21 protein-coding genes are annotated in these 23,078 nt (G+C 61.4%); 12 read left to right on the top strand and 9 right to left on the bottom strand.

The features are described from left to right. Positions 1-8: 8 nt before the first annotated feature. From P6U23_RS38535 to P6U23_RS38525, 3 genes are read right to left on the bottom strand one after another with little or no spacing between them, the layout of a single operon-like run. Entirely contained in the window at positions 9-782 is a 774-nt protein-coding gene (locus P6U23_RS38535) for an ABC transporter ATP-binding protein (protein ID WP_407177489.1), read from the bottom strand. Further along, complete coding sequence (locus tag P6U23_RS38530) at positions 775-1,593, bottom strand: ABC transporter permease (RefSeq protein WP_407181723.1); 819 nt, start codon at positions 1,591-1,593, stop codon at positions 775-777. The genes P6U23_RS38535 and P6U23_RS38530 overlap by 8 nt, the downstream gene beginning before the upstream one ends. Before the next feature lie 60 nt (positions 1,594-1,653). Continuing rightward, positions 1,654-2,610, bottom strand: a complete 957-nt coding sequence (locus P6U23_RS38525) for an ABC transporter substrate-binding protein (RefSeq protein ID WP_407177488.1) — start codon at positions 2,608-2,610, stop codon at positions 1,654-1,656. A 235-nt stretch (positions 2,611-2,845) separates the two neighbouring features. On the opposite strand from P6U23_RS38525, the gene P6U23_RS38520 reads away from it, so the two are divergent. Further along, entirely contained in the window at positions 2,846-3,946 is a 1,101-nt protein-coding gene (locus P6U23_RS38520; RefSeq protein ID WP_407177487.1) for an LLM class flavin-dependent oxidoreductase, read from the top strand. A gap of 1,077 nt (positions 3,947-5,023) precedes the next feature. Here the strand turns inward: P6U23_RS38520 and P6U23_RS38515 are convergent. Both P6U23_RS38515 and P6U23_RS38510 read right to left on the bottom strand, forming a co-directional pair. After that, on the bottom strand, positions 5,024-6,271 hold the full coding sequence (locus P6U23_RS38515; RefSeq protein WP_407177486.1) for a DUF2235 domain-containing protein: 1,248 nt from the start codon (positions 6,269-6,271) through the stop codon (positions 5,024-5,026). Between the two features lie 419 nt (positions 6,272-6,690). Next, positions 6,691-7,023 carry a PRC-barrel domain-containing protein gene (locus P6U23_RS38510; protein WP_407177485.1) on the bottom strand — a complete coding sequence of 111 codons (333 nt, stop codon included), beginning with the start codon at positions 7,021-7,023 and terminating at the stop codon, positions 6,691-6,693. Positions 7,024-7,350: 327 nt separating this feature from the next. Here P6U23_RS38510 and P6U23_RS38505 point away from each other — a divergent pair, with 327 nt between their 5' ends. Continuing rightward, positions 7,351-7,827, top strand: coding sequence for a type II 3-dehydroquinate dehydratase (locus tag P6U23_RS38505; RefSeq protein ID WP_407177484.1), 477 nt, complete (start codon positions 7,351-7,353; stop codon positions 7,825-7,827). Positions 7,828-7,938: 111 nt separating this feature from the next. On the opposite strand, the gene P6U23_RS38500 is transcribed toward P6U23_RS38505, so the two are convergent. The 3 genes from P6U23_RS38500 to P6U23_RS38490 are packed head-to-tail and all read right to left on the bottom strand — an operon-like array spanning position 7,939 to position 12,126. After that, a complete protein-coding gene (locus tag P6U23_RS38500; RefSeq protein ID WP_407177483.1) occupies positions 7,939-9,120 on the bottom strand; it encodes a PP_RS20740 family protein in 1,182 nt (393 codons plus the stop codon). Continuing rightward, positions 9,117-11,090: an ATP-binding protein gene (locus P6U23_RS38495; protein ID WP_407177482.1), complete on the bottom strand. Its 1,974-nt coding sequence runs from the start codon at positions 11,088-11,090 to the stop codon at positions 9,117-9,119. Before P6U23_RS38495 ends, P6U23_RS38500 begins: the two co-directional genes overlap by 4 nt. 1 nt (position 11,091) lies before the next feature. Next, positions 11,092-12,126, bottom strand: a complete 1,035-nt coding sequence (locus tag P6U23_RS38490; protein ID WP_407177481.1) for a DNA cytosine methyltransferase — start codon at positions 12,124-12,126, stop codon at positions 11,092-11,094. 171 nt (positions 12,127-12,297) lie between these two features. On the opposite strand from P6U23_RS38490, the gene P6U23_RS38485 reads away from it, so the two are divergent. Then, positions 12,298-12,801: a very short patch repair endonuclease gene (locus P6U23_RS38485; protein WP_407177480.1), complete on the top strand. Its 504-nt coding sequence runs from the start codon at positions 12,298-12,300 to the stop codon at positions 12,799-12,801. A gap of 18 nt (positions 12,802-12,819) precedes the next feature. Here P6U23_RS38485 and rpmB read toward each other — a convergent pair whose 3' ends face one another. Beyond that, positions 12,820-13,128, bottom strand: coding sequence for a 50S ribosomal protein L28 (gene rpmB / locus P6U23_RS38480; protein ID WP_407181722.1), 309 nt, complete (start codon positions 13,126-13,128; stop codon positions 12,820-12,822). A gap of 414 nt (positions 13,129-13,542) precedes the next feature. Between rpmB and P6U23_RS38475 the strand changes: the two genes are divergently transcribed. The 9 genes from P6U23_RS38475 to P6U23_RS38435 all read left to right on the top strand — a co-directional run bounded on the left by P6U23_RS38475 (position 13,543) and on the right by P6U23_RS38435 (position 23,060). Beyond that, positions 13,543-14,361 carry a DUF3108 domain-containing protein gene (locus P6U23_RS38475; protein WP_407181721.1) on the top strand — a complete coding sequence of 273 codons (819 nt, stop codon included), beginning with the start codon at positions 13,543-13,545 and terminating at the stop codon, positions 14,359-14,361. A 718-nt stretch (positions 14,362-15,079) separates the two neighbouring features. Then, positions 15,080-18,577 carry a helicase-related protein gene (locus P6U23_RS38470; RefSeq protein WP_407177479.1) on the top strand — a complete coding sequence of 1,166 codons (3,498 nt, stop codon included), beginning with the start codon at positions 15,080-15,082 and terminating at the stop codon, positions 18,575-18,577. Positions 18,578-18,707: 130 nt separating this feature from the next. Then, entirely contained in the window at positions 18,708-18,932 is a 225-nt protein-coding gene (locus P6U23_RS38465; protein WP_024512223.1) for a S4 domain-containing protein, read from the top strand. A 153-nt stretch (positions 18,933-19,085) separates the two neighbouring features. Continuing rightward, positions 19,086-19,424, top strand: a complete 339-nt coding sequence (gene fdxA, locus P6U23_RS38460) for a ferredoxin FdxA (protein ID WP_407177478.1) — start codon at positions 19,086-19,088, stop codon at positions 19,422-19,424. A gap of 363 nt (positions 19,425-19,787) precedes the next feature. Then, positions 19,788-20,576 carry a CarD family transcriptional regulator gene (locus P6U23_RS38455; protein WP_407177477.1) on the top strand — a complete coding sequence of 263 codons (789 nt, stop codon included), beginning with the start codon at positions 19,788-19,790 and terminating at the stop codon, positions 20,574-20,576. A 163-nt stretch (positions 20,577-20,739) separates the two neighbouring features. Further along, positions 20,740-21,597, top strand: coding sequence for a phosphotransferase (locus P6U23_RS38450; protein WP_407177476.1), 858 nt, complete (start codon positions 20,740-20,742; stop codon positions 21,595-21,597). A 157-nt stretch (positions 21,598-21,754) separates the two neighbouring features. Then, entirely contained in the window at positions 21,755-22,216 is a 462-nt protein-coding gene (locus P6U23_RS38445) for a GNAT family N-acetyltransferase (RefSeq protein WP_407177475.1), read from the top strand. A 156-nt stretch (positions 22,217-22,372) separates the two neighbouring features. Then, complete coding sequence (locus P6U23_RS38440) at positions 22,373-22,639, top strand: DUF3551 domain-containing protein (protein ID WP_407177474.1); 267 nt, start codon at positions 22,373-22,375, stop codon at positions 22,637-22,639. Between the two features lie 208 nt (positions 22,640-22,847). After that, a complete protein-coding gene (locus P6U23_RS38435) occupies positions 22,848-23,060 on the top strand; it encodes a hypothetical protein (protein WP_407177473.1) in 213 nt (70 codons plus the stop codon). Positions 23,061-23,078 lie beyond the last annotated feature (18 nt).

Genomic DNA, 23,078 nt, shown 5'->3' with positions numbered 1-23,078 from the left:
AGCGTCCCTCAGCCCGCCTTGCGTGCGTGATGGCTGTGCAGCTTTGATGCCAGCAGCCGCCGCCAGTCGTTGAACTCGCCGCTCGCGATGTCGCGCGGCCGCTTCAGATCGATGACGTATTCGCTGTCGATCCGTCCCGGCCCCGGCGACATCACCACCACGCGGTCGGCGAGGAAGATCGCTTCCTCGATCGCGTGGGTGACGAACAGCACCGTGAGCCCGGTGCGCGACCAGATCTCCACCAGTTCATCCTGCAGCCGCTCCCGTGTCATCGCGTCCAGCGCGCCGAACGGCTCGTCCATCAGTACAATCTCCGCATCATTGGCGAGCACGCGGGCGATCGCCACGCGCTGCTTCATGCCGCCGGAAAGCTGGTGCGGATAGACGTCGGCAAAATTCTGCAGGCCGACGAGCTCGATAAAGCGCTCGGCGGTCTCGTTGATCTCCCGCCTGCCTCGCCCGCGCGACTTCGGCCCGAAGCCGACATTGTCGCGCACGGTGAGCCACGGAAACAGCCCGTAATCCTGGAACACCATGCCGCGGCTGGGGCCCGGACCCGTGATCGGCACGCCCCACATCAGGCTCTCGCCGACGGTGGGCATCTCGAAGCCGGCGGCAAGGCGCAGCATCGTGGACTTGCCGCAGCCGGAGGCGCCGATCAGGCAGATGAACTCGCCCTTCTTTACGCTCAAATTGGCGCCGCGCAGCGCCTCGATTGGCCGACCGTTCTGCGCATAGGTCTTGCCGACATTGCGCATCTCGAGAATGGGAATCTCAGCCATGCGCCGGGCTCCATTTCAGCAGACGCCGCCCGATCAGCATCACCAATTGATCCGAAAGAAAGCCGAACGCGCCGATCACGATCATGCCGGCGATCACGATCTCGGTGCGCGAGAGCTGCCGCGCCTCCATGATGATCGCCCCCAGTCCCGTCTGCACGCCGGTCATCTCGCCGACCACGATCACGACCCAGGCAAAGCCAAGTCCCAGCCGCATGCCGGTGAAGATCGAGGGCAGTGCCGCCGGCAGCACCACGCGAAAGAACTGTGCCGAGCCGGTGCAGCCGAGCATGCTGCCCGCCTCGAACAGCCGCGGCTCGACCGAGCGGACGCCGAAGATGGTGTTGACCAGGACGGGAAAGAAGGCGCCCAAGAACACCAGGAAGAAGGCCGAGCGCGGACCTAAGCCGAAGATGATCATCGACAGCGGCAGCCAGGCGGTGACGGGAATCGGCCGCAAGATCTGGATGGTCGGGTCGACCGATTGGCGGATCAGCGGCACCCGCCCGATCAGCATGCCCAGGGGCAGCGCCACGATCAGCGCCAGTGCAAAGCCGCCATAGACCCGACTCATCGACGCGAGCAGATGAATGTGCAGGGTGCGGCTATAGGCATCGTCGTTGATGCCGCCGAAGGCGAGATCCTGCAATTCCAGCCACACGTCGTGGGGCGGCGGGATCAGGCTCGCCGGCCGGCCCGCGGTGGCAAAATGCCAGAGCGCGAGCAGCAGCAGCGGAAAGCCCATCGCCAGCAGCACCGGCCGCAGCCGCGGCCATGTGCCTTCGCTGAAACTTCGGCGGATAACCGGCGGCATCGCGGCCGGCCGTTCCTGCGCTGCGGTGTTCTCGGTCGAGGGTGCCAGCATGCGGACCGCTCAGGTCGGCTTCATCGCATCGACAAAGCTGGTGTCGATGAAGCTTGAGAAGTCCGGGATGCGCTTGATCTGCTTCAGCGCCAGCATGTGCTCGGCATAGATCCTGGATTCCTCGATCTCCTGCGGCCCCAGCTTCCAGGTCAATTCCACATTCCCCACCGAGGCCTCGATCGCCTCCTTCTTCTGCCCCAGCTTCGCGCTCGCCATCGCCACCATCGCATCCTTGTTGGTCGCGGCATAATCGGTCGCGCGCTGGTGAATGCCGAGCATGACGCGCACTAGCTCCGGCTTTTCGGTGATGAGATCGCGATGGGTGCCGAACACCATGTTGAGCGAGCCCATCGGCGTCGAATAGGGATATTCGACCAGTTGCCCGACGCCGGTGGAGAGCGACACGCCGGGGCCCGGTTCGGCGCCGACATAGGCATCGATGTCGCCGCGCGCGAGCGAGATATGCATCTCGCTGAAGGAGACGCGCACCGGCTCGACGTCCCTGATGCTCATGCCCTCCATCCTCAGCCGCTCCAGGAAAAACACCTCCTGCGTCGTGCCAGGGAATACCGCCACCCGCTTGCCCTTCAGATCCTTCAGCGTGTTGATGCCGGAATCCTTCTTGGCGATGATCGCCATGCCGCGGTTGCAGGTGGAGGCGATCACCACGACCGGCTCGCCGGCCGCGGCACCCAAAATCGCCGCTGCAATGCCGAAGGCGCCGAAATCGACCGATCTGGTCACCACCGCGTTCTTGCATTCGGCCGGCGTCTCGAACGGGGTGACCTCGACCTTGGTGCCGGCCGGCACGAACTGCTCGTAGAAATAGGGCGCGATCGAATGGATCAGCTTCAATGCGCCGGCGCGGATCACGATCGGCGCGCCTTCCGCGCGCAGAACCGCCGGTGCGGCAATCATTCCGGCTCCAAGGCCCAATAAAAATTCGCGGCGCAATAGTTTGGTCATCAGCACTGGCTCCCGTTGCTGCTTTTTGGAAATGCAACAACCGTGCCGGAAGCGCCCGCCTTTTGCGCCGCACGTGCCCCCTCGCGCCCTTGTGTCCCAGGCTCACGTCTGGCGCATGCAGAGGTGAAGCCGCCGGGCCATGATTCCGCCGCAACCGAGGGAGGTACTTCCTATACTCAACCATAAGCACGGGCGCCGACGCCTGCGCGTAGAAAACACATATGAGGACACGCCCATGGAACTCGGATATTTCGCGATGCCGTCGCATCCGCCGGAGTGCGGCTTGAAAGAGGGGCACGACTTCGACCTGCAGGTGCTGCGCTGGCTGGACGAGCTCGGCTACCAGGAGGCCTGGATCGGCGAGCATCACACCGCACCCTGGGAGCCCGATCCCGCGCCGGACCTTCTGGTCGTCGAAGGCCTTCGCCAGACCAAGCATTTGCGCCTCGGCCCCGGCGGCTTTCTGCTGCCCTATCACCATCCCGCCGAGCTCGCGAACCGCGTCGCCATGCTCGACCATCTTTCCGAGGGCCGCCTGAATTTCGGCGTCGCGGCCTCCGGCCTGCCGAGCGACTGGGCGATGTTCAATGTCGACGGCATGAGCGGGCAGAATCGCGAGATGACGCGCGAGGCGCTCGAGATCATCTTGCGGCTGTGGACCGAGCCCGCGCCCTTCACGCATCAGGGCAAGTATTGGACCGTGAGCAAGCCGGACGTGATGTTCGATTTCCTCAAGCCTCACCTCAAGCCGCTGCAAGCGCCGCATCCGCCGATCGGCGTCGCCGGCCTCTCCAAGGGGTCGGATACGCTGAAGCTCGCGGGCGAGCGCGGCTTCATTCCGATGAGCCTCAACCTCAACCCGGCCTATGTCGGCAGCCACTGGGACTCGGTGGAAGCAGGCGCGGCGAAGAGCGGGCGCAAGCCGAGCCGGCGCGATTGGCGGCTGGTGCGCGAGGTGTTCGTCGCCGACACCGACGAGGAAGCGTGGCGGCTATCGGTCGGCGACATGATGGGCCGAATGATGAGCGAATATTTCCTGCCGCTGCTCGGCCATTTCGGCTTCAAGGATTATTTGAAAGCCGGGCCCGACGTGCCCGATAGCGACGTCAATGTCGAGTATTGCGCGCGCCACAACTGGGTCATCGGCTCGCCCGCGACCGTGACCGAGAAGATCGAGCAGATCTGGCACGAGGTCGGCGGCTTCGGCGTGCTGCTTGTGTTCGGCTTCGACTACAAGCACAAGAGCGAAGCCTGGCACAACTCGCTGCGCCTCTTGAAGGAGGAGGTGTTGCCGCGGCTGAAGCATCTCGATGCGGGGATGGGCAGGGCGGCGTGATGATCGTGCGGGCGGAGCCTGTGTGAGGGTGGCGTCGTGTGGGTGTCATTCCAGGGCGATGCGCCAGCATCGAACCCGGAATGACGGCATAACCCCACTTGGTCGTCCTGGCGAAAGCCAGGACCCATACCGCGGAATCTCTGCGTGGGACTCATCTGGTCGACGAGAACCTTCGTCCAAACGATGTCCTGTGGTTATGGGTCCCGGCTCGCGCGGAGCCTGTCATCGGGCCGCGCTTTGCGCGGACCCGTTGGCTCGGCCGGGACGACAGGGGTTGTTTTCCGATTCGATTTTCAAACAGCGCGTACCGTCATTGCGAGCGAAGCGAAGCAATCCAGAGCCACGCGTGCGACTCTGGATTGCTTCGTCGCTTACGCTCCTCGCAATGACGAGCGAGAGACATGCGTCCGCGTTCTCGCGGCGACTTTCGCCCGAGTTTTGCGACAACCATCGTCCCTCTCGATAGCAGAGGGCGCAGGGAAGGCCGGGTGTCCGCCGCACCCATGGTCCCGTGTGCGGCAGATGCGCTAAAGAAATGCACACGGGAGCAACCACAGGTAAGGCGGGTTCACACCGGCCTTCCCTGCGCAGTGGTTTACGGCTTACTCCGCGCTCTCCCCGGTGAACCAGACTTTGTTGTCACCGTCATCAGCGCGATGCGCTTGCGCATCGTCGCGAACTTAGCGCCAGCCTTGGGGCGCCAGGACCACACGACTTCGCCGTCCGCGAAAGAAGCCGTTCGTCTTTCGGCACCCTCGCGTCCACCGCATCCCGCGCTCAACGTCCGTGACGACGCGTACGCCCCTCATCGAGGCGGGACGCACGCAAGATGCGGCTGATTTGGGGGGATCGCAAAGCGATTTATTTTTTATGCGAAATCTTGAACGGGCTAATCTGCTTGATGCGGCTCGCAAAATTAGTTTTTGCGCGCAGGCGATTTTTGGGCCGTTCCTCGGTCGTCATCGCCCGCGAAGGCGGGCGATCCAGTATTCCAGAGGCTTTCGTCCTTAAGCGGAGAGGTCTCGGCTTACTGGATGCCCCGCCTTCGCGGGGCATGACGGCCGAGCCCGATGAGACTTACTCCGGCCCCACCGGCATCGGCACCGTCTCGTACTTGAGTGGCAGGTTCACCGGCTTGTAGTCCGGCAGCGCTTCCATGCGCCTCAGCACGGATTCATGGATGAAGGCACCTTCCGGGATGAGCCGCGGCTCGGCATCCGGAATGTAGAAGCCGAAATGCGATTTTCGCTCCGGCCATTCCTTGTATTTGTCCTTCTTCGGCAGGTATTCGAGAATGCGCCAGGCCGCCGTCATCGAATTGTGCGCTTCGCCGCGGACGCAAGGCTTGACGTAGGAGAACGGGCTGCCCTTGCGCTGCACGCCCCAGGCGAGCTGATTGACCGTCTGCTGGTTGACGGTGAGGCCGCATCGCACCGCCTCGTCGATCATCCAGAGCAGCGGATATTTGGAGAGCGCGCTGTCCTTTTCGGGATAGCCGCCGCCGACATCGCCATGCACGCCGGCGAACCAGACCTGCTTGATGTCCTGCGGCTCGGCCTTGGCGTCGTTGAAGCGGTTGTGCGCGAAAGTCTGCGGCTCGTCCCACTTCTTCAGGCGGAACATGCAGCGGCGCTCGTCGATCGAGATCGCCTGGCGGAAGATCCTCACGCTCGGATTGGCGATCGTGAACGCCAGCTCCTCCAGGCTCGGCCAGTACAGCCGGTCAGGCCGCGGCACGATGACGCTCGCTACCGTGTCCCACACGCCGATGAAATGAATGGTCGGCCAGCGCGAGGACAGGATGCGCGCGAACTGCGCCGCCTGGTCGTAGCGGCTCGTCGGCAGCGGCCCCTCGTCATCGGCCGCCTCCAGCAGCGATTTCGGGTCGGCCTGCTGCCCGTTGCTCGAAAACTGCTTGTAGGCGGTGAGCCCGGAGCCCGCGAGATTGACCTGCTGCGGGCGAATGAGCCCGACCTTGTGGATCAGCCCGGCCAGCACGCGTACCGCATAGGCGCCGCGGGAAAAGCCGAACAGATAGATGTGATCGCCGTCCTCATAGTTGTGGACCAGGAATTCGTAAGACGCGAGCACGTTGTCATCGAGGCCGTAGCCGGTGGCGAGCCCGAGGATGGCGACGAAATCCTGCCGCAGCTTGTGCCAGGGATCGGGCCGCGCCAGCGTGCCGACGCCGGGATCGTAGAACACCGCCTGGAACGGCTGTGTTTTCGGCGTCTTGCGCATGCAGCGATAGAGCTTGAGGACGTTGGAAATGTTCTCGCTGATCTCGTTGCCGGTCCCGTCGCAGCAGATGACGATGTTCTTCATGGCTGTCTCCCCCCGGTGCTGCTCCCTCATGCTACCTGGGCGAGCATAGCGCAGATTTGCGAAAGTTGTTGTGCCTCGATGCCCCCCGCCAAAAGGAGCCGCGGTCTGCTCACCTCTCCCTCCGGGAGAGGTCGGATTGCATCGTCAGATGCAATCGGGGTGAGGGGGACCGGCTCTCTCGAGGGACCGTAATCCCTCACCCGATTTGTGCCGGACGATGCTTCGCATCGCCGGCACAAATCGACCTCTCCCTCCGGGAGAGGTGGGCGGAGCTCGCAGTGCCATCACCCGAGTTGCAGGGCGGGCAAAGGCGCGTCAGCCCCATGCCCATCGTGGTCGTTGCGATCGGAAGCGGTGGGCACGCTTCCGCCTTCGCTCGTCGAGCTTCGGCGCGACGAGGCGATTTGCGCACTCTCCAACTACACCGTCCAGTATTGCGGGTGCGGGTAGGATCGTGAGCGGTCGCCCCAGTCGAAGGCGTCGCCGTCGAACTCGCACGGGCTCGAGCGCAGCTCGTCCAGCGTCAGCCCGGTCTCGAACGCCTGGCGCTCGGGATTGAACTTGAGCGCGCTCCACTGGATGGGATGATGATGGTGGGTGCCGAGCAGCCCGCCGGTCCTGACCACCGCATAAGCAACCGTTCCGCTCACCTTGTCGAGCATCAGCCGCTCGATCGTGCCGAGCCTCGCGCCGTCGCACCCGTAAACGGCGACGTGCTCCACGCGATCGCTGGGAACCATGGTATGAGACATGACGTCCTCCGTGGCGTCTTCCCTGTTGTCTTGTGTTGCTGCGATTATAGCATCAACCAGGCCGGGTTGCGCAGGCTGTCATGCGGGATGCGACGCACTTACGCGGGCGCGCTGCCGGCATGCTGCACACGCTCAAAGGCTACTGCGGGGTAAGACCGGGCAGTCCCGTAGGGTGGGCACGCTTCCGCCTTCGCTCGTCAAGCTTCGGCGGGACGAGGCGCTTTGCCTACCCTACAACCCGGCGTTCGCCATCAATCTGTTGATCGAATCCCGCTGCCGCTTAGGTTGAAGGCCGTCAGGCTGGCCGCCAATTCCCGGGAGGACGACATGCGCATCATGATCATCAACGGCCCCAACCTCAATCTGCTCGGCGTGCGCGAGCCGCACATCTACGGCTCGACCACGCTGGATGCGATCAAGGCCTCATGCGCGCAGTTCGCCGCCTTTGCCGGCGTACAGCTCGCCTTCCACCAGTCGAACCACGAAGGCGTCCTCGTCGACCTCATCCAGTCGGCGCGCAACGACGCCGACGCACTCATCATCAATCCCGCCGCCTATTCCTTCACCTCGATCGCGATGTACGACGCGCTGAAGATTTTCGAAGGGCCGATCTACGAGGTCCACATTTCCAACATCCACGCGAGAGACGAACTGCACCGGCATTCGAAACTCTCGGCGGCGGTCAAGGGCGTGATCGCGGGGCTCGGGCCGTATGGCTACATCGTCGCCATGCAGGCGGCGCTGCAGGGGCTGGGCAGGCTGCCGGAGACGCTGCCAGAGGCGATGCGGGTGGGGCCGAGGTGAGGGAGGCGACCCTCACCTCAGAACGCTTGTCACCAGATCGGCACCTTGGTGTGCCAGTCGGTTCAGCGGATCGAGCGCTTCGCTCGGCGGTGTTTCGTGCGGCTGAGTCGTTCAGGCGAAGAGCTTTCGATATTCCGCAATGTCATACCGCGCGGCGTCAAGGAGCTGGCACATCGCATTGACCATCTCATTTCTGATCTCGTGCTGAGACCCTAAATAGGCATCAACATCAAGTAAATTTCCTACCCTTTTTAGGGCATTTGTGGCCAGCGCACATTCGTCGATTTGCGTTGGCTGTATCCCAGCAAGGTTGCTTGGGTCCTTTGTGGGGCCATGCGTAGGATTAAATCTTATGGCAATCGAAACCATGTCTTCGATCTCTACGCCGCCCTTGACTCGATATCCGAGTACATTCTTGACGTCCATTATCGAGGGAGGGTTTTGAGACGATGAGAGACGGAGCAACCACTTGCAAAGGCCAACCAGAAACACTGGTTGAATGCCCTTGTCCTGCCGCTTTGCTTTCTGCAACGATGAAGCGTCGCTTATGTTATATTTTTTAGACGAGAATTCCCGAAAGCGAATGCAATCAGCTAGATTGGTCTTATACAGCTCGGATAGACGATCCAACGTTTCGAAATGAACGTGAGCTTTGCCGACCCTAGTTGTCAGTAGCAGCAACCATGGAGTTTTCCTCCGCGCTTGAACCGACAGTAGTTTGCTGACCATGTTGTAGTAAGTGTGGTCAAATTTTCCGGGCGGCTGTGCTCCAAATCCGTCGCACAGGTCAAGATTAATCACATCGTACGGTCCAATCTCAAACGTTTTGCGCCAAGCGATTGAGTGATCATCCACTACTTCACGGATATCGTGAGGGACGATCTCAGATTGAGGATCGTACGAAGCCGATTTGCTGACTTCGTCCAACGAGATGTTTAGATCGGTTTGGTCGTCGCTTTGCGCATCAGCGCTGTTATTGAAACCTAAGAAGCGCAGCCTTAAGGAGCGCGGCTCGCAAACTGCGGAGCCAAAGAATCTGATATCGAGTAGATCGTCTCCGGGAAGCCCGAAGTACGTCAGTGTTCCTCCAGCAGCAGCAATCTCATCGGCGAGTTCGCCGATATAATGGCGCCACTGTTCGCTTCGAACGTACTGCTTTCGCGGCTTGTGCCAGGGCAAAAATTCCCTCTTTTTGGGTAATGCAAAGCTGTAGTCGTCTATGGAAACAAGATCGCTAGCTAGGCTCTCGGTGTCATCAGGCTCGGTTGAGCTGTTCGCTCCTTGGACTTTCATTCCTCGCGCTCTTCTAGAATTGAGTGTATTGCTCTGAGTAGAACTTCCTGATCTCTTTTGGTCAGTTGGTCGATCAAGCCGAACGAGGCGAGGACTTGCGTAATCGCCTTTAATTTCTCCTCGATAATGGCTGCGCGCGTTTTCTCCTTCGGAGTCCTCGGTTGGATGTGGCCTTTCGTAACGGATGAGCGTCTATACACATACGCATCAGACTTTCGAGGTGCGGATTTCTCGCTATCGACAATTTCAACAGAGGGTGGAGATGAGGCGGGGTCGCTTGATTGATCTGCCCACACCTGAGAAGCTATTTGTTGGATGGCGCCAACGCGAGATCCTCTTACTTGTTCGCGTGACTCCGAGCGGACTTCGCTCGAAGCTTTCTTCTGCACGGTGGCAAGCTGCCTCAATGCCCCGTGCAGCCATCGCGTCAGATAGACGACGTGGGGATGCGCATTGTTGAAAGATTCCCTATCAATGTTCAAGGCGCTGTCCAATCCTTCGCTAACGAAGATTTCGCACGTGGTCTGCCGAAGGCGAGTCTGCTCGGAGACTTGGTACCGCATGAATGTTGGGTCGAACAGCGTCCCACTTGCGCCGTGAATTCGGACTAGCGAGCCCTGGTGCTCAGTAGGGGCAATCTTGGGAGACCAGAACAAATAGGCCTCGAACGCAAGCCTGCCACCGCTGAGCTCTGGCTTTATTTTAGAGAACGCCTCGTCACATTTTCCAATGAATACGAGAGGACGTTTGAGCGCGTGGGATGTCGTAGGAAGATTCCTAAATTTAATGGGTCGTGCAAGCTTCAGATCATCTATGAAGACCTCGAATTTGTCGCCTTGTCCCTCTGGATCGCTAAGGCCAACAATCTCTCGAATGGAAGATTGGTTTTTGCCCTCAATGGGCGTCGCTGAGCCCTTGGGCTTGTTGGATAGCTCAAAGGTACTGGCCCAGCCCGAGGTGGGCATGTCGAACAGATGTCCGTCAACATATGGCAGCGGTATCGCCAACGCGAGCTGCCAAATCATCCGAAGGTAATAGTCAAAGATTCTGTCTAGCTTTGGATTCGGATTTGCTTGCTCGATCTGTTGCCAAACGCAATCTACAAGCTTCTGAAACGCCGCTTCTGGCCGATCTGATTTGTCCCAAGGAAGCGAGGAGTATTTATCGCCGATCGGCCTGAACGATTTGCCAGACTTATCAACTCGCCCGACATGAAATTGTGGAGGTTCGATCGCCTGCCTTTCCTCCCCTGTCGTGGTTTCCTCATTGTGTTCTATGGCGTCCCAGATGTCCCGACTGCGCAGGGTGTCGCGTGCTTGTGGCCGGATAGAATTTAGAACAATGGTAGTGCCATGCTTGTCTCTATCCGTCGCCTTCTCTCGCCAGATGGTCACCTTGCCGGATTCAAACCGCCCTTCCCCGTGTGAAGGCGCGACTTCAGAATCGGAAAACTGTCTCAATACGACGGTTGCGACTGTGCGATGATCATCACCTTTTGTCTTGGTTATGATTTGGAAAGAGTGGGTAAGTTGCGAAACCGAAAAGAGCCCAATGCCGATTTTTCCGATAAGCCGTCGACCCTTTGGGCTCCGGAAGGGATCCTTTGGTGACGTAATGCCCAGACCTTCTCCGCGGTCATTTCGTTTTGCACTGCCTCCTATATTGAACAGCAGGTGCGCCAAGACCTGCGGTGACATTCCGGCCCCATCGTCTTCAATTGTAATGCGCTCAAAACGCGGAACGTCCGTCTTTATCACCACCCGGCTCGCATCTGCGTCGTACGCGTTGGAGATTAGTTCCCTCAGTGCAGATGCCGGCTGGCGGTAGATGCCATCCGTGACTCGAGCTATAACTTGCTCGTTTGTTTGGAGTGTAGTCTGGACGACATGATCTCGATCCTCGCTCCGCAAGATTTTGTCGGCGAGTTCGAGTTCGTTGGGCTTTTCCTGGTGGACTATTGTGGGTGCCAACTCATTCACCTAGGGAATGTTTTATCGCGGCGGCCAAACTCTTCGCTAGAGGCGGCGGCACCGCGTTGGATACTTGCTCAACTTGCTCAGAGAGATTACCTGCCAGGACGAATGTTTTCGGAAAACCCTGTAGCAGCATTGCTTCAAAAATACTCAAGCGTCGCTTGCCACTTGGATGGACATAAATCTCTCGGTGGCCGAACGCGATTGTAGGGCTCGGCTTGTGCCAGCTTAATTGTTTGAAGCAACGCCCTATGTGAGCTGCGGACCTTTTTTGAAAGCGAGGCGACACGGGATTCATGGTCCAGTGGTTAGGATGGTGAGGAATATCCCGCTCAGTTAGGTTTCGTGAAAAGAATTTCGGCTCGGGAAGGGCGCCTATCGCATCTCGGACAGTTAAGTGGCCCTTTCTCCGTCTTGGACGCACGCTCTGGATGCGGAGGTCCGATCGCATGCCTGAAAGCACTAGTCGTTTTCTGGTTTGGGGTACACCAAAGTCCAGAGCGCAGAGTTCTTTCTCTGTTATGTCGAATCCAAGTTCGCGTAACCCAGTGAGAAGGTTCTGGTACGCGGCTGAATGTTTCTTGTCCCGCATTCCCAGGACGTTTTCGAATACGACAAATTCGACCACAAAGTATCGCTTAAGCTCTCGCACGATATCGATGTAGAGTTTCGGGAGCTGATTTCTGGGGTCGGATGCCGTAGCGGTGGTGTTTGCCCGAGAGAACCCCTGGCACGGAGGTCCGCCGATAATTCCGATGCGCGAGCCCCTAGGTAAAGCTTCATTTACAATCGATGAAACACCCTTTGGGCCAAGCTCAATTAAGTCTCCGGCGATCGCCGCTGAGCCTGGAAAATTTCGCTTATGAGTCTCGATGGCCGCGGACGAAATATCAAACGCCGCGCTTAGCTCGAAGCCGACGGATTTGAATCCGTGGTCCAGGCCCCCAGCCCCAGAGAAGAGGCTAACAATTTTCGGTAGCCTTCCTGAAGCGTTGCGTTTTGAACTTCCCCGAGAGGATCGCGCGGTCGCCATTATTTTTTCAACTGTTCTTGCAGCATGCACTTACAGGTGTTAGCGCGCGAAAGGAATCAATCAAAGGTATGATGCCTGCTTCGCCCACAAAGTCTAAGCCGTTCATGGTGAAAATCGGCTTAATTTCATGTATTTGACCGGGGAGTAACACGCTAAGCCGTTCGCGCCATTATGGACAAAATATCAGCGATTCGCCGGAGTGCTAACATGGCGGCTATCCGTTCGAAGGATACGCGCCCTGAGATTTCGGTTAGGCAATTTCTTTTCAGAAACGGACTACGATTCAGGCTGCATTCGGCGGCGCTTCCGGGCAAGCCGGACATAGTCTTTCCATCCCGTCGCGTTGCTATTTTTGTGCACGGCTGTTTTTGGCATGGGTGCAGAAAATGCGTGGATGGCAAGCGCAGAGTGAAATCGAACCCGAAGTACTGGACCGAAAAGCTTCGTGCGAACCGACTGCGCGACGCTCGGCACAAACGAGCGCTCCAAAGCGCGGGGTGGAAATGCTTGACGGTTTGGGAATGCGAGGTGGCGAAACCGAGTCGGCTCGATTGGCTACTTGAAGAGATAGTTTGTCGTCCCGTCGTCCGAAAAACAAAAACGGCCGGGTCTTTCGACCCGGCCGCCACAAACTCAACGCTTAAGCCTACGCGACTAGACGCTACTTGCCCCTAGCCCTAGCCCTTAAAACTCTCAGCTCGCCTGCTTCACCGGCTCTGCCGCGCCGACCTTCTTCTCGATCTGGCGCTTGATCTCGAGCGCGCGCGGGGAGAGGGTGTCGGCCTTGGCCTTGAGCAGGTACGCATCCAGGCCGCCATTGTGGTCGACGCTCTTGATCGCGCTGGTGGAGACGCGCAGGCGCACGTTGCGGCCGAGTGCATCGGAGATGAAAGTCACGTTGCACAGGTTCGGCAGGAAGCGCCGCTTGGTCTTGATGTTGGAGTGGCTGACCTTGTGGCCCACCTGGGGACCCTTGGCCGTCAGTTCGCAGCGCCGTGACATCGCAAAATCCTCTTCCATCCCCGCCAGCTCAAAGCCCGTGATCGGGCGGCCGCAGGGGTCAAAATTCATCGGTCCTACCGGGAGTGCGCGGACGTATAGGGCGCAATGGCCGATCCGTCAAGTTTTCGAGGCCGCGAGAGGCTTGCGAAATCGCGGTATCTCGCAGGCATTTCCGATGCTTAACGGATCATATAAAGGGCGCATTCGGGACCGATCTTTAAGCTCGAAATGTTCCCGGCGCTGGACCCCTGTTGGACCGATTTTGGCCTAAGGCCGCCGGCCGCCTTGGTTTTTTGCTCCGTTTCCTGCGTTGATGACAGTTCGAACCACACGATCGCGCCGGCAGCAGGACTGCCTTCCGTGACCCCGGACCATCCGATCCCGGCCCGGCCGGCCCGCCGCCGGTCGGCGCTCCTGCTGCTCGCGAGCCTTTGCGCAGGCCTGGTCCTCTCCGGCGCGCTTGCAGGCGCCGCGCACGCCCAGGCGCGGGTGGACGCGCAATATGAGGCGACGCTGGCCGGCATTCCGATCGGCCGCGGCTCCTGGACCATCGACATCGGCGACGACCAATATTCGGCCTCCGCCTTCGGCGGCACCGCGGGGCTGTTGAAAGCGATCGCCAACTCCTCCGGCACCGGGGCCGCGCAGGGGCGCGTCGTCAATGGCGCGCTGGTCGGGACCAATTACACGGCCTCGACCACGACCTCGAAGAAGACCGAGGCGATCCACATCGTGCTCAACAACGGCAGCGTGAAGGAATACGGCATCGACCCGACCCCGCCGGTCGATCCCGACCGCGTTCCCGTCACCGATGCGCATCGCAAGGGCGTGTTCGATCCGATGACGGCCTCGCTGCTGCGCGTGCCCGGCACCGGCGATCCGCTGTCGCCCGATGCCTGCCGCACCAGCGCCGCGGTGTTCGACGGCCGCATGCGCTACGAGCTCTCGCTCGACTACAAGCGCATGAGCATGGTGAAGGCGGAAAAGGGCTATTACGGCCCCGCGGTGGTCTGCGCCATCTACTTCAAGCCGATCGCGGGCTACATCCCGGACCGCCCGGTGATCAAATATCTCTCCGCCGCGCGCAACATCGAGGTCACCTTCGTGCCGATCCCGGGCACGCGGTTCCTGGTGCCGTTCCGCATGGTGGTGCCGACGCCCTTCGGCACGGGCGTGCTGGAGGCGACGCAGTTCATCACCCAGGCCAATCCGAAGAATCCGAAGACGCAGTAGCGTCGCCGCGCTTGGCGCGTTGGCGCCGCCAGCCATCCGCAGCGTCATTCCGGGGGCGGTGCGCAGCAGCGAACCCGGAATCTCGAGGTTCCCGATGCGCAATTGCGCATCTGAGGTTCGCACTTCGTGCGCCCCGGAACGACGGTGGCAGCGGCGAGGCGCGGAATCCTGTTGACGAATCCTGTCGACGAATCCTGTTGACTCTTGGCCGCTTCTGATTCGACTCGGGGGCATCAGGAATTTAAGACATTCGCAGCCAAAATCCCTTGCTTTGGATCGCGGCAAAACCTCATCTAGTGCGGGGTTTCGGTTCCCTCGCGAGATGTTGCGGTGAACGAAGCCGGAAATGGGATGGAGTCAGCGATTCGGCCGCGATTCGTTCTAGACTCGTTCCAGAGCTTAAGCGGGGGCACTATATCCGTAGCAAAGTGACACAGTTGCGGGCCCGGAAGCCCGCATCGCATTCGCAATTTGCGGATTTGCACCCCATCTTCTTCTTGTGGCGCGCCAGGGCATGTTAATTCGATTTGAAGCGAACAACGGAGTTTTGCCTCTCCCCGCCGCAACCGGGGTTTGGCGGAGTTGCTCATTCTCGATTTGCGCAAGTCGGGCAGGCCCGACTCGCGTCGGGGCGAGATGGACCGGCAGCGCGGAGACATCTTTTCAATCGACGGCGATCGCACGCTAGCCTCTAGGCGTTAAAGCACCTCAACACATTATGGCCCTTTCTCCTTCGTCCTCGTTCGCACCGGAGCGCGCTGCAGGCTCCGGCGTGACAGCCGTGCTCGGCCCGACCAACACCGGCAAGACGCATCTTGCGATCGAGCGCATGCTTGCGCATTCCTCCGGCATGATCGGGCTGCCGCTGCGGCTCCTGGCGCGCGAGGTCTACAACAAGATCGCCGATCGCGCCGGCCCTGAGGCCGTGGCGCTGGTCACGGGCGAAGAGAAGATCAAGCCGAAGTCGCCGCGCTTCTGGGTCTCGACCGTCGAGGCGATGCCGCGCGATCTCGACGTGTCGTTCCTTGCGGTCGACGAAATCCAGATCGCGGCCGATCTCGAACGCGGCCATGTCTTCACCGACCGCATTCTCAACCGGCGCGGCCGCGACGAGACGCTGCTGCTGGGCGCCGCCACCATGCGCCCGATCATCGAGCGCCTATTGCCGGGCGCGTCGATCGTGACGCGCCCGAGATTGTCGCAGCTCTCCTTTGCCGGCGATCGCAAGATCACCCGCCAGCCGCGCCGCACCGCGATCGTCGCGTTCTCGGCCGACGAGGTCTACGCCATCGCCGAATTGATCCGCCGCCAGCATGGCGGAGCGGCGGTGGTGCTGGGCTCGCTGTCGCCGCGCACGCGCAACGCGCAGGTGGCGATGTTCCAGAACGGCGACGTCGATTATCTCGTCGCCACCGACGCGATCGGCATGGGGCTCAATCTCGACGTCGACCACGTCGCGTTCGCCTCCGACCGCAAATATGACGGCTATCAGTTCCGCAGGCTCAATCCGGCGGAGTTCGCGCAGATCGCAGGAAGAGCGGGACGCGCCACCCGCGACGGCACGTTCGGCACCACCGGGCGCTGCGCGCCGTTCGAGCCGGAGCTGGTGAATGCTCTGCAGAACCACACCTTCGAGGCGGTCAAGGTTCTGCAATGGCGCAATTCGAAGCTGGATTTTTCGTCCCTCGGTGCGCTGCAGGTGTCGCTTGCGCTGCCGCCCGGTCACGAGGCGTTGACGCGCGCGCCGATCGCCGAGGATCTGCGCGTGCTCGACCACGCCGCGCGCGATGCCGATGTGCGCGACATGGCGCATGGCAAGGCCGCGGTCGAGCGGCTCTGGGACGCCTGCCAGATACCGGATTACCGGAAGCTGTCGCCGGCGGCGCATGCCGAATTGGTGACCACTTTGTACGCTTTCCTGATGAAAGGGGGCCGGATCCCGGACGGCTGGTTTGCCGCCCAGGTCGACCAGTCCGACCGTGTCGACGGCGATATCGACACGCTTTCGGGCCGGATCGCGCAGATTCGCACCTGGACCTTTGTCGCCAACCGGCCGGATTGGCTCAAAGACCCGGAGCATTGGCAGGGAATCACGCGCGAAGTTGAAAATAAATTGTCGGACGCGTTGCACGAACGGCTCACGGAGCGTTTCGTTGATCGCCGTACCAGTGTATTGATGCGCCGCCTGCGGGAGAACGTCGTTTTGAATACGGAAATCGGCAAGACCGGCGAAGTCATTGTTGAGGGCCATGCGATCGGCCGGCTCGACGGGTTCACTTTTGCGCCAGACGCGGCGGAGGCGGGGTCCGACGCCAAGGCGCTGCAGGCCGCCGCGCAACAGGTGCTGGCGCGCGAGATCGACGCCCGCGCCGAAAAGCTTGGCAATGCGGCGGACGATCAGTTCGTGCTCACCTCCGACGGCACCATCCGCTGGACCGGGGACGCCGTGGCAAAGCTGGTCGCGGCCGACGACGCGCTGCATCCGCGCATTCGCATCATCGCCGACGAACGATTGACCGGCGCCTCGCGCGAAAAAGTGCAGGCGCGGCTGGAGCTGTGGCTGAAGACGCACATCGAAAAGCTGCTGGGGCCCTTGTTCGAGCTCTCCAAGGCCGAGGACATCACCGGCATCGGGCGCGGTATCGCCTTCCAGCTCGTCGAAGCATTGGGCGTGCTGGAGCGGGCCAAGATCGCATCCGAGATGAAGGATCTCGACCAGCCCTCGCGGGCGACCTTGCGCAAATATGGCGTGCGGTTCGGCGCCTATCACATCTATTTCCCGGCGCTGTTGAAGCCGGCGGCGCGCGCGCTGGCCTCGCTGCTCTGGGCCTTGAAGCACGACAATGTCGATCTGCAGGCGGTCTCCGGCGCGCAGCACATGGCCTCATCGGGGCGCACCTCCTTCCCGGTCGACAAGGCCTTGCCGCGCGATGCCTATCGCGTGCTGGGCTACCGGCAATGCGGCGAGCGCGCCGTGCGCGTCGACATTCTGGAACGGCTTGCCGATCTGATTCGCCCGGCGCTGGCCTGGCGCGAGAGTTCGCCCGGCGAGAAGCCGCTAGGCGCGTTCGACGGCCGCGGCTTCGTGGTGACGCAGGCGATGACCTCGCTCACGGGCTCGGCGGGCGAGGACTTTGCCTCGATCCTGCGCGCGCTCGGGTATCGCATGGAGCGCCGCCCGCCGCTGCCGCCGAAGCCTGCCGTCGTCACCGAGACGGTCGCCCCCGAGGCGCCACCGGCCGAAGGCGCCGCCACGGCACCCGCCGACACGCCGGCGGAGCAGCCTGAGGCCGCCGCCGAGTCATCAACAACGGATGCACTGGTCGAACCGGTGCTGGAGGCGGCGGAACAGCCCGGCAATCTCGCGCCCTCGGCCGCGCTGCTGCCGGACGTTTCGCCGATCCCCTTCAGCGAGGAGCCGGAGCCAGCGGTTGCGGCGGAGGAAGCGCCTGCGTCGCCCGCAGTTGCGGAGGCCGTGCCGGCTCCTGAAGCGGCTGCGGACGCGTCGCAAGAGCAGGCACAAGTCATCGATTCATCCGACGAGGTCGCCGCGATCAGCGAGGCCATGCCTGCGGAAACCGCGGCGGCTGTCGAGGCTGCGACGGCCGAAGTCCCTGCGGCGGAAACCGAGCCCACGGCGGAAGGCGCACCTGCGGCGGCGGCCGAGCCGCAACTGGTCGAGGTCTGGCGGCCCGGCGGCCGCATGGACGAGCGGCGCCCGCGTCACCGCCACCATCGCCATCAGGATCGCAAGCCTGGCGAGCAGGCCGAGGCGGCGGCAGGCGAAGCCGGCGAGGGCGAGAAGCGCCAGCATCATCGCCATCATGGCCGGCGGGATTTCCGCAAGAAGGACGGCCAGGCGGGCGCGGAGGCGGCCAGCGGCGCCGAGGGCGCTCAGGCGCGCCAGGGACGCGAGCGCCGCGACGAGCGTGAGCATCGCGAGGACAGGGACCGGCCGCGCGAGCGTTTCGGCAAGGATCAGAACCGCGACAAGAAGGGCAAGTTCGGCGCCGAGCGCGACCATGGCGGCCGCGAGCGGGGTCCGCGCGATCACGGCCGCGACAAAGGCGGCCGCGACAAGCGCGAGTTCGGTCCGTCGCATCGGCCCTATGCCTCGAGCGCGCCGCGCGAGCGTGAACGCGCCGTCGATCCCAATTCGCCGTTCGCCAAGCTCGCGGCGCTGAAGGAACAGCTCACGGCCAACAGGAAGGACTAGCGTTTTCCAGCGAAGCCTGCCCCGGACGCGATCCGGGGGGAACCGGTTCGCGTGAAGAAAACGCATCGAACAGAGGATTACGCCCACGGACCGCCAGCGCATCGATAAATGGCTGTGGCACGCGCGGGTCGTGAAGGCCCGCACCAGCGCCGCCGCGCTGGTCGAGGCGGGCCACGTCCGGATCAACGGCGTGCGCGAAACGGCGCCCGGTCACAGCGTGAAGCTCGGCGACGTCCTCACCATCGGGCTCGACCGCAGCGTGCGCATCCTCAAGGTGATCGGCTTTGCCGAGCGGCGCGGCGACGCGCAGGCTGCGCGCGTCTTGTTCGAGGATTTGCAAGGCGGGCCAAAATGATTATCTGAGCGGAGCAATAACTTGCTAACTTGCTCGGATTAGGCCGTTCGCGAGGCTTGGCTTCCCTTGCAGCACGCATGTTCCTGCGCTACGCAAGCCAAAACTCGCCAAGAAAATTCCAGCCAAGAAAATCGAACCGTCTCGGAGCCTTGGATGACTTACGTCGTCACTGAAGCCTGCATCAAGTGCAAGTACACCGATTGCGTTGAGGTCTGCCCGGTAGATTGCTTCTACGAGGGCGAGAACATGCTGGTGATCCACCCCGACGAATGCATCGATTGCGGTGTGTGCGAGCCCGAATGCCCGGCGGATGCCATCAAGCCCGACACCGAGCCGGGGCTGGAGAAATGGCTGTCGCTCAACAATGAGTACGCCAAGAGCTGGCCGAATATTACCCAGAAGAAGGACGCCCCGGCGGACGCCAAGGATTTCGACGGGATGGACGGCAAGTTCGAGAAATATTTTTCCCCGAATCCGGGAGCCGGTGACTAAGCCAATACCGGCCAAACTTAACCCTAATAGCGGCGAATCAGCCAAAAACCGCCCCCCAAAAGCTCTAAATCATTGATTTTTGCGGGAAATGTGTTATATTGAGCACATTTCAAGCTTGAACCCCGTCAGCCCGCTTTGGCCCCTCAGGGTTCCCGTGAAAAACATTCAACAGGGGCGTGGCAGTTCCGCGCGCAGGCTGTGTCACAGAAAACGCGTAAAACGAGTGCTTCCAAGACCACCAAGAAAGCTGCCGCGGCCAGCAGCCGCAGCGCAACCAAAAGCCGTGCCCGGGCATCCCTAAGGGACACCCGGACCGCCCACAAGGCGGTCTCGGCCGCAAAGTCCTCTAAGAAAAGAAGCGAAATGCAACATAAGTCTGCTGCCAAGACTGCCGCGAAAGCGACGGTCGCCAAGACCACTGCCCCGAAAGTTGCTCCCAAGGCTCCGGTGAAGGCCGCCGCCAAGCCGGCTGCGACCAAGCCGGCGGTGGCCGCGAAGCCGGCACCTGCGCCCAAGGCGGAAGAAAAGAAGGTCGTGACCCAGCGTCAGGGCTTCAAGGCCAACGAGTTCGTGGTGTACCCGGCTCACGGCGTTGGCCAGATCCTGGCCATCGAGGAGCAGGAGATCGCGGGCGCCAAGCTGGAACTGTTCGTCATCAACTTCATCAAGGACAAGATGACGCTGCGGGTTCCGACCGCGAAGGTTGCGAATGTCGGCATGCGCAAGCTGTCCGATCCCGCGCTGGTCAAGAAGGCGCTGGAGACGCTCAAGGGCCGCGCGCGCGTGAAGCGTACCATGTGGTCGCGTCGTGCCCAGGAGTACGAAGCCAAGATCAATTCGGGCGACATCGTCGCCATCGCGGAAGTGGTGCGCGACCTCTATCGCTCGGAGTCGCAGCCCGAGCAGTCCTACAGCGAACGCCAGCTCTATGAAGCGGCGCTGGACCGGCTGTCGCGCGAGATCGCGGTGGTGCAGCACTCGACCGAGACCGAAGCGGTCAAGGAGATCGAGAGCCAACTCGCCAAGAGCCCGCGCCGCGGCGCCGCCAAGGCGGAGGCCGGAGCCGAGGGCGAGGCTGATGCCGAGGGCGATATCGAGGATATCGACGACAGCGACGGCGACGACACCGCGGTCGCCGACGAAGCCGCGTAAGCGCGCTGGCGTTTTTCGGAAAGACAAAAGCCCGGTCATTCGACCGGGCTTTTTGTTAGGGCGCGCCGAGCGCATCGGCGCTGTGGAGTCGAAGAGTTGACACGCCTCGACAGACACCGGATCCTTCCCTCCCCGGCAAGCTCTGATAAGGCAACGTTTCGTCATGGACGAGGCCGACATCCCTCATCGGGCTGCGCTTGCAGCAGCGATAGTCGCTGCACGATTTACCGCAGCTCGCGTCGAACCGGTTATTCTGCACCAGTCTCGGCACATCACTGTGCTGCTGCGTCCATTGGCAATCGTGGCCCGCGTCGTAGTCGTTAACTCCGGGCTTTGCATCGAAGCGCTCAACCGCGAGCTCCAGATAGCTCGCCATCTTGGCGCGCGTGGCGCCCCGATAGTCAGGTCAAGCCAGGCGTATCCCGCAGGCCCGCACGTTCATGAACAATTTGCAATGACGCTTTGGCTACACGTCGAGCATCTGCGGACCGACGACGATGATGATGTTGAACGGCTGGCAAGCGCGGCACGAGCACTGCGCCGAGTGCACGAGGCGCTTGCCGATTATCCGCATTGGCTCCCGTCCTATCGAGCCAAGATCGACGAATGCGGAGCGTTGCTTGGAGATCGATCGGCCCTTGCCGCAATGGCGAACTCCGATCGCAACGTGCTCTTGAAAATATACGACCACCTGATCTGCTCGTTGGACAATCATCCGGTTCGGCCGGTGCCTATTCACGGTGACGCCCATCTGGGGAATGTATTGTTTGCGGCAGAAGGCCCGCTGTGGACAGACTTCGATGCGGTGAGCCTTGGTCCCCGCGAATGGGATATTGGCTGCGTTCCCGACCTCGCGGCATTTGAGCCGATAGATCACGAACTCTTCACTCTGCTATCGCTGATCCGCAGCGTTTGCGTGTCCACCTGGTGTTGGGCCGTGCCCCGCCTTCCCGGAAAACTCGAGGCGGCCAAATATCATTTGGAGTACCTGAAAGCTCATCTGGGAGGCCGACATTTGTAACTTCTGTCATCAACCAATCCACCATCGCCCCCGGTCCGCAGCCCGCCGACGGTGGGAACGAGGCGGAGGTGCTGCAGCGGCCGTTGTTGGATGACAAGACCGAGATGCTGCTGGGTGATGTCAACAAGGTAGATCAGCTCCCAGCCCAGAGATCCCGATGACTGACATTCAGACGTTCATCATTGAGCCCGGCACGCCGGAGCTGGCGATCTGCGCGCGCTGGCGCGTGGATGCCTTTTCGGTGCTCAAGGCGTCCTTCGAGGATGAATTGCGGTCGCTGGAGCTGTTTGCTTCGGATCAAAGCCGTGGTGTCGGGCTGATTGCCAAGGCCGATGGTGAGCCGATCGGGACGTGTCTTCTGGTCGAGTCGGAGATTGAGCCCAACCACGATGTATCGCCATGGCTTGCAGGCTTGTTCGTCGTTCCGGCGCATCGGCGAAAGGGGGCGGGCGCGGTCTTGGTTCGAGCCATCGAGGATCAAGCGCGGCAACGGGGATTTTCTCGGCTCCACCTCTACACCACGGATGTCGCCGGCTACTATGAGAGGCTCGGTTGGGTTGTTCAAGATCACACCAACTGGAGAGGCCTGGAGACGGCTTTCATGGTTCGCGATCTCTAGGTGTCGCGAAGGAACAAAGTCGCGAGCTTGCAGATCCCGTTATCCGATGATGTGCTCAAGATTGTAATGCGCAGCACGGACGAGACGATCGGCAGCGGCGCGAGGAGGACGAGGATGAGACGGACCGGAATTGGACGTTCAGGTGTGAGAAGCCTGATGCGTATTTTTGTGTTGGCCGTTCTGGCGGCTGGGACAGTTCTTAGCGCCGCGCCGTCACAGGCTCAGACCTACGATCCGAACTACCCGGTCTGCCTGCAGGTCTACGACGACATGGTGCACTACTACTTCGAGTGCAGCTATACATCGATAGCTCAGTGTCAGGCCTCCGCGTCGGGCCGGGCGGCTCAGTGCGTCGTCAATCCATACTTCGCCAAGCCTTCTCCCAAATCCGGGCCTCGCCAAAAGCGGCGGCACAAGCATTGAAGATCATTGCAGTCCGACGAATATCTCGCGAGGCGGCAATAGCGGCGATCCCGACGCTTCGCGCGAACAACAAAGATCAGACCACGGCATAGACTTTTGGCGGAAGCGAGCGGCTGTAAAAATGCCAAACTCTGAGCACAGGGTCGTTGCTGTGGCCGCGCAGGGCAGAATTGCGCCGTTCAAGATAAACCCCGCTCAGGGGACCGTAATGCGTACCTCCGCAACAGACGTTCGACTGAAACGAGTTGAGCAGTATGAGACCTCAGCGGCCGAATGCGAGACGCTCGCGCAGATGGCTGGCGATAGCGCGATGCAGACCAAGTACAAGCGCCTTGCTGCACACTATCGGCATCTTGCCGCCGGCTTTCGCAAGGCGCTCGCAATCCATGGTGCCGCATTGGTCAGCTTGACGTTGCACTAACTAGCGCATTCGCCGAGC

It is taken from the genome of Bradyrhizobium sp. STM 3562 (assembly GCF_045571435.1).
Taxonomy (GTDB): Bacteria; Pseudomonadota; Alphaproteobacteria; order Rhizobiales; family Xanthobacteraceae; genus Bradyrhizobium.
This window is presented reverse-complemented; position numbering and strand designations above follow the sequence as displayed.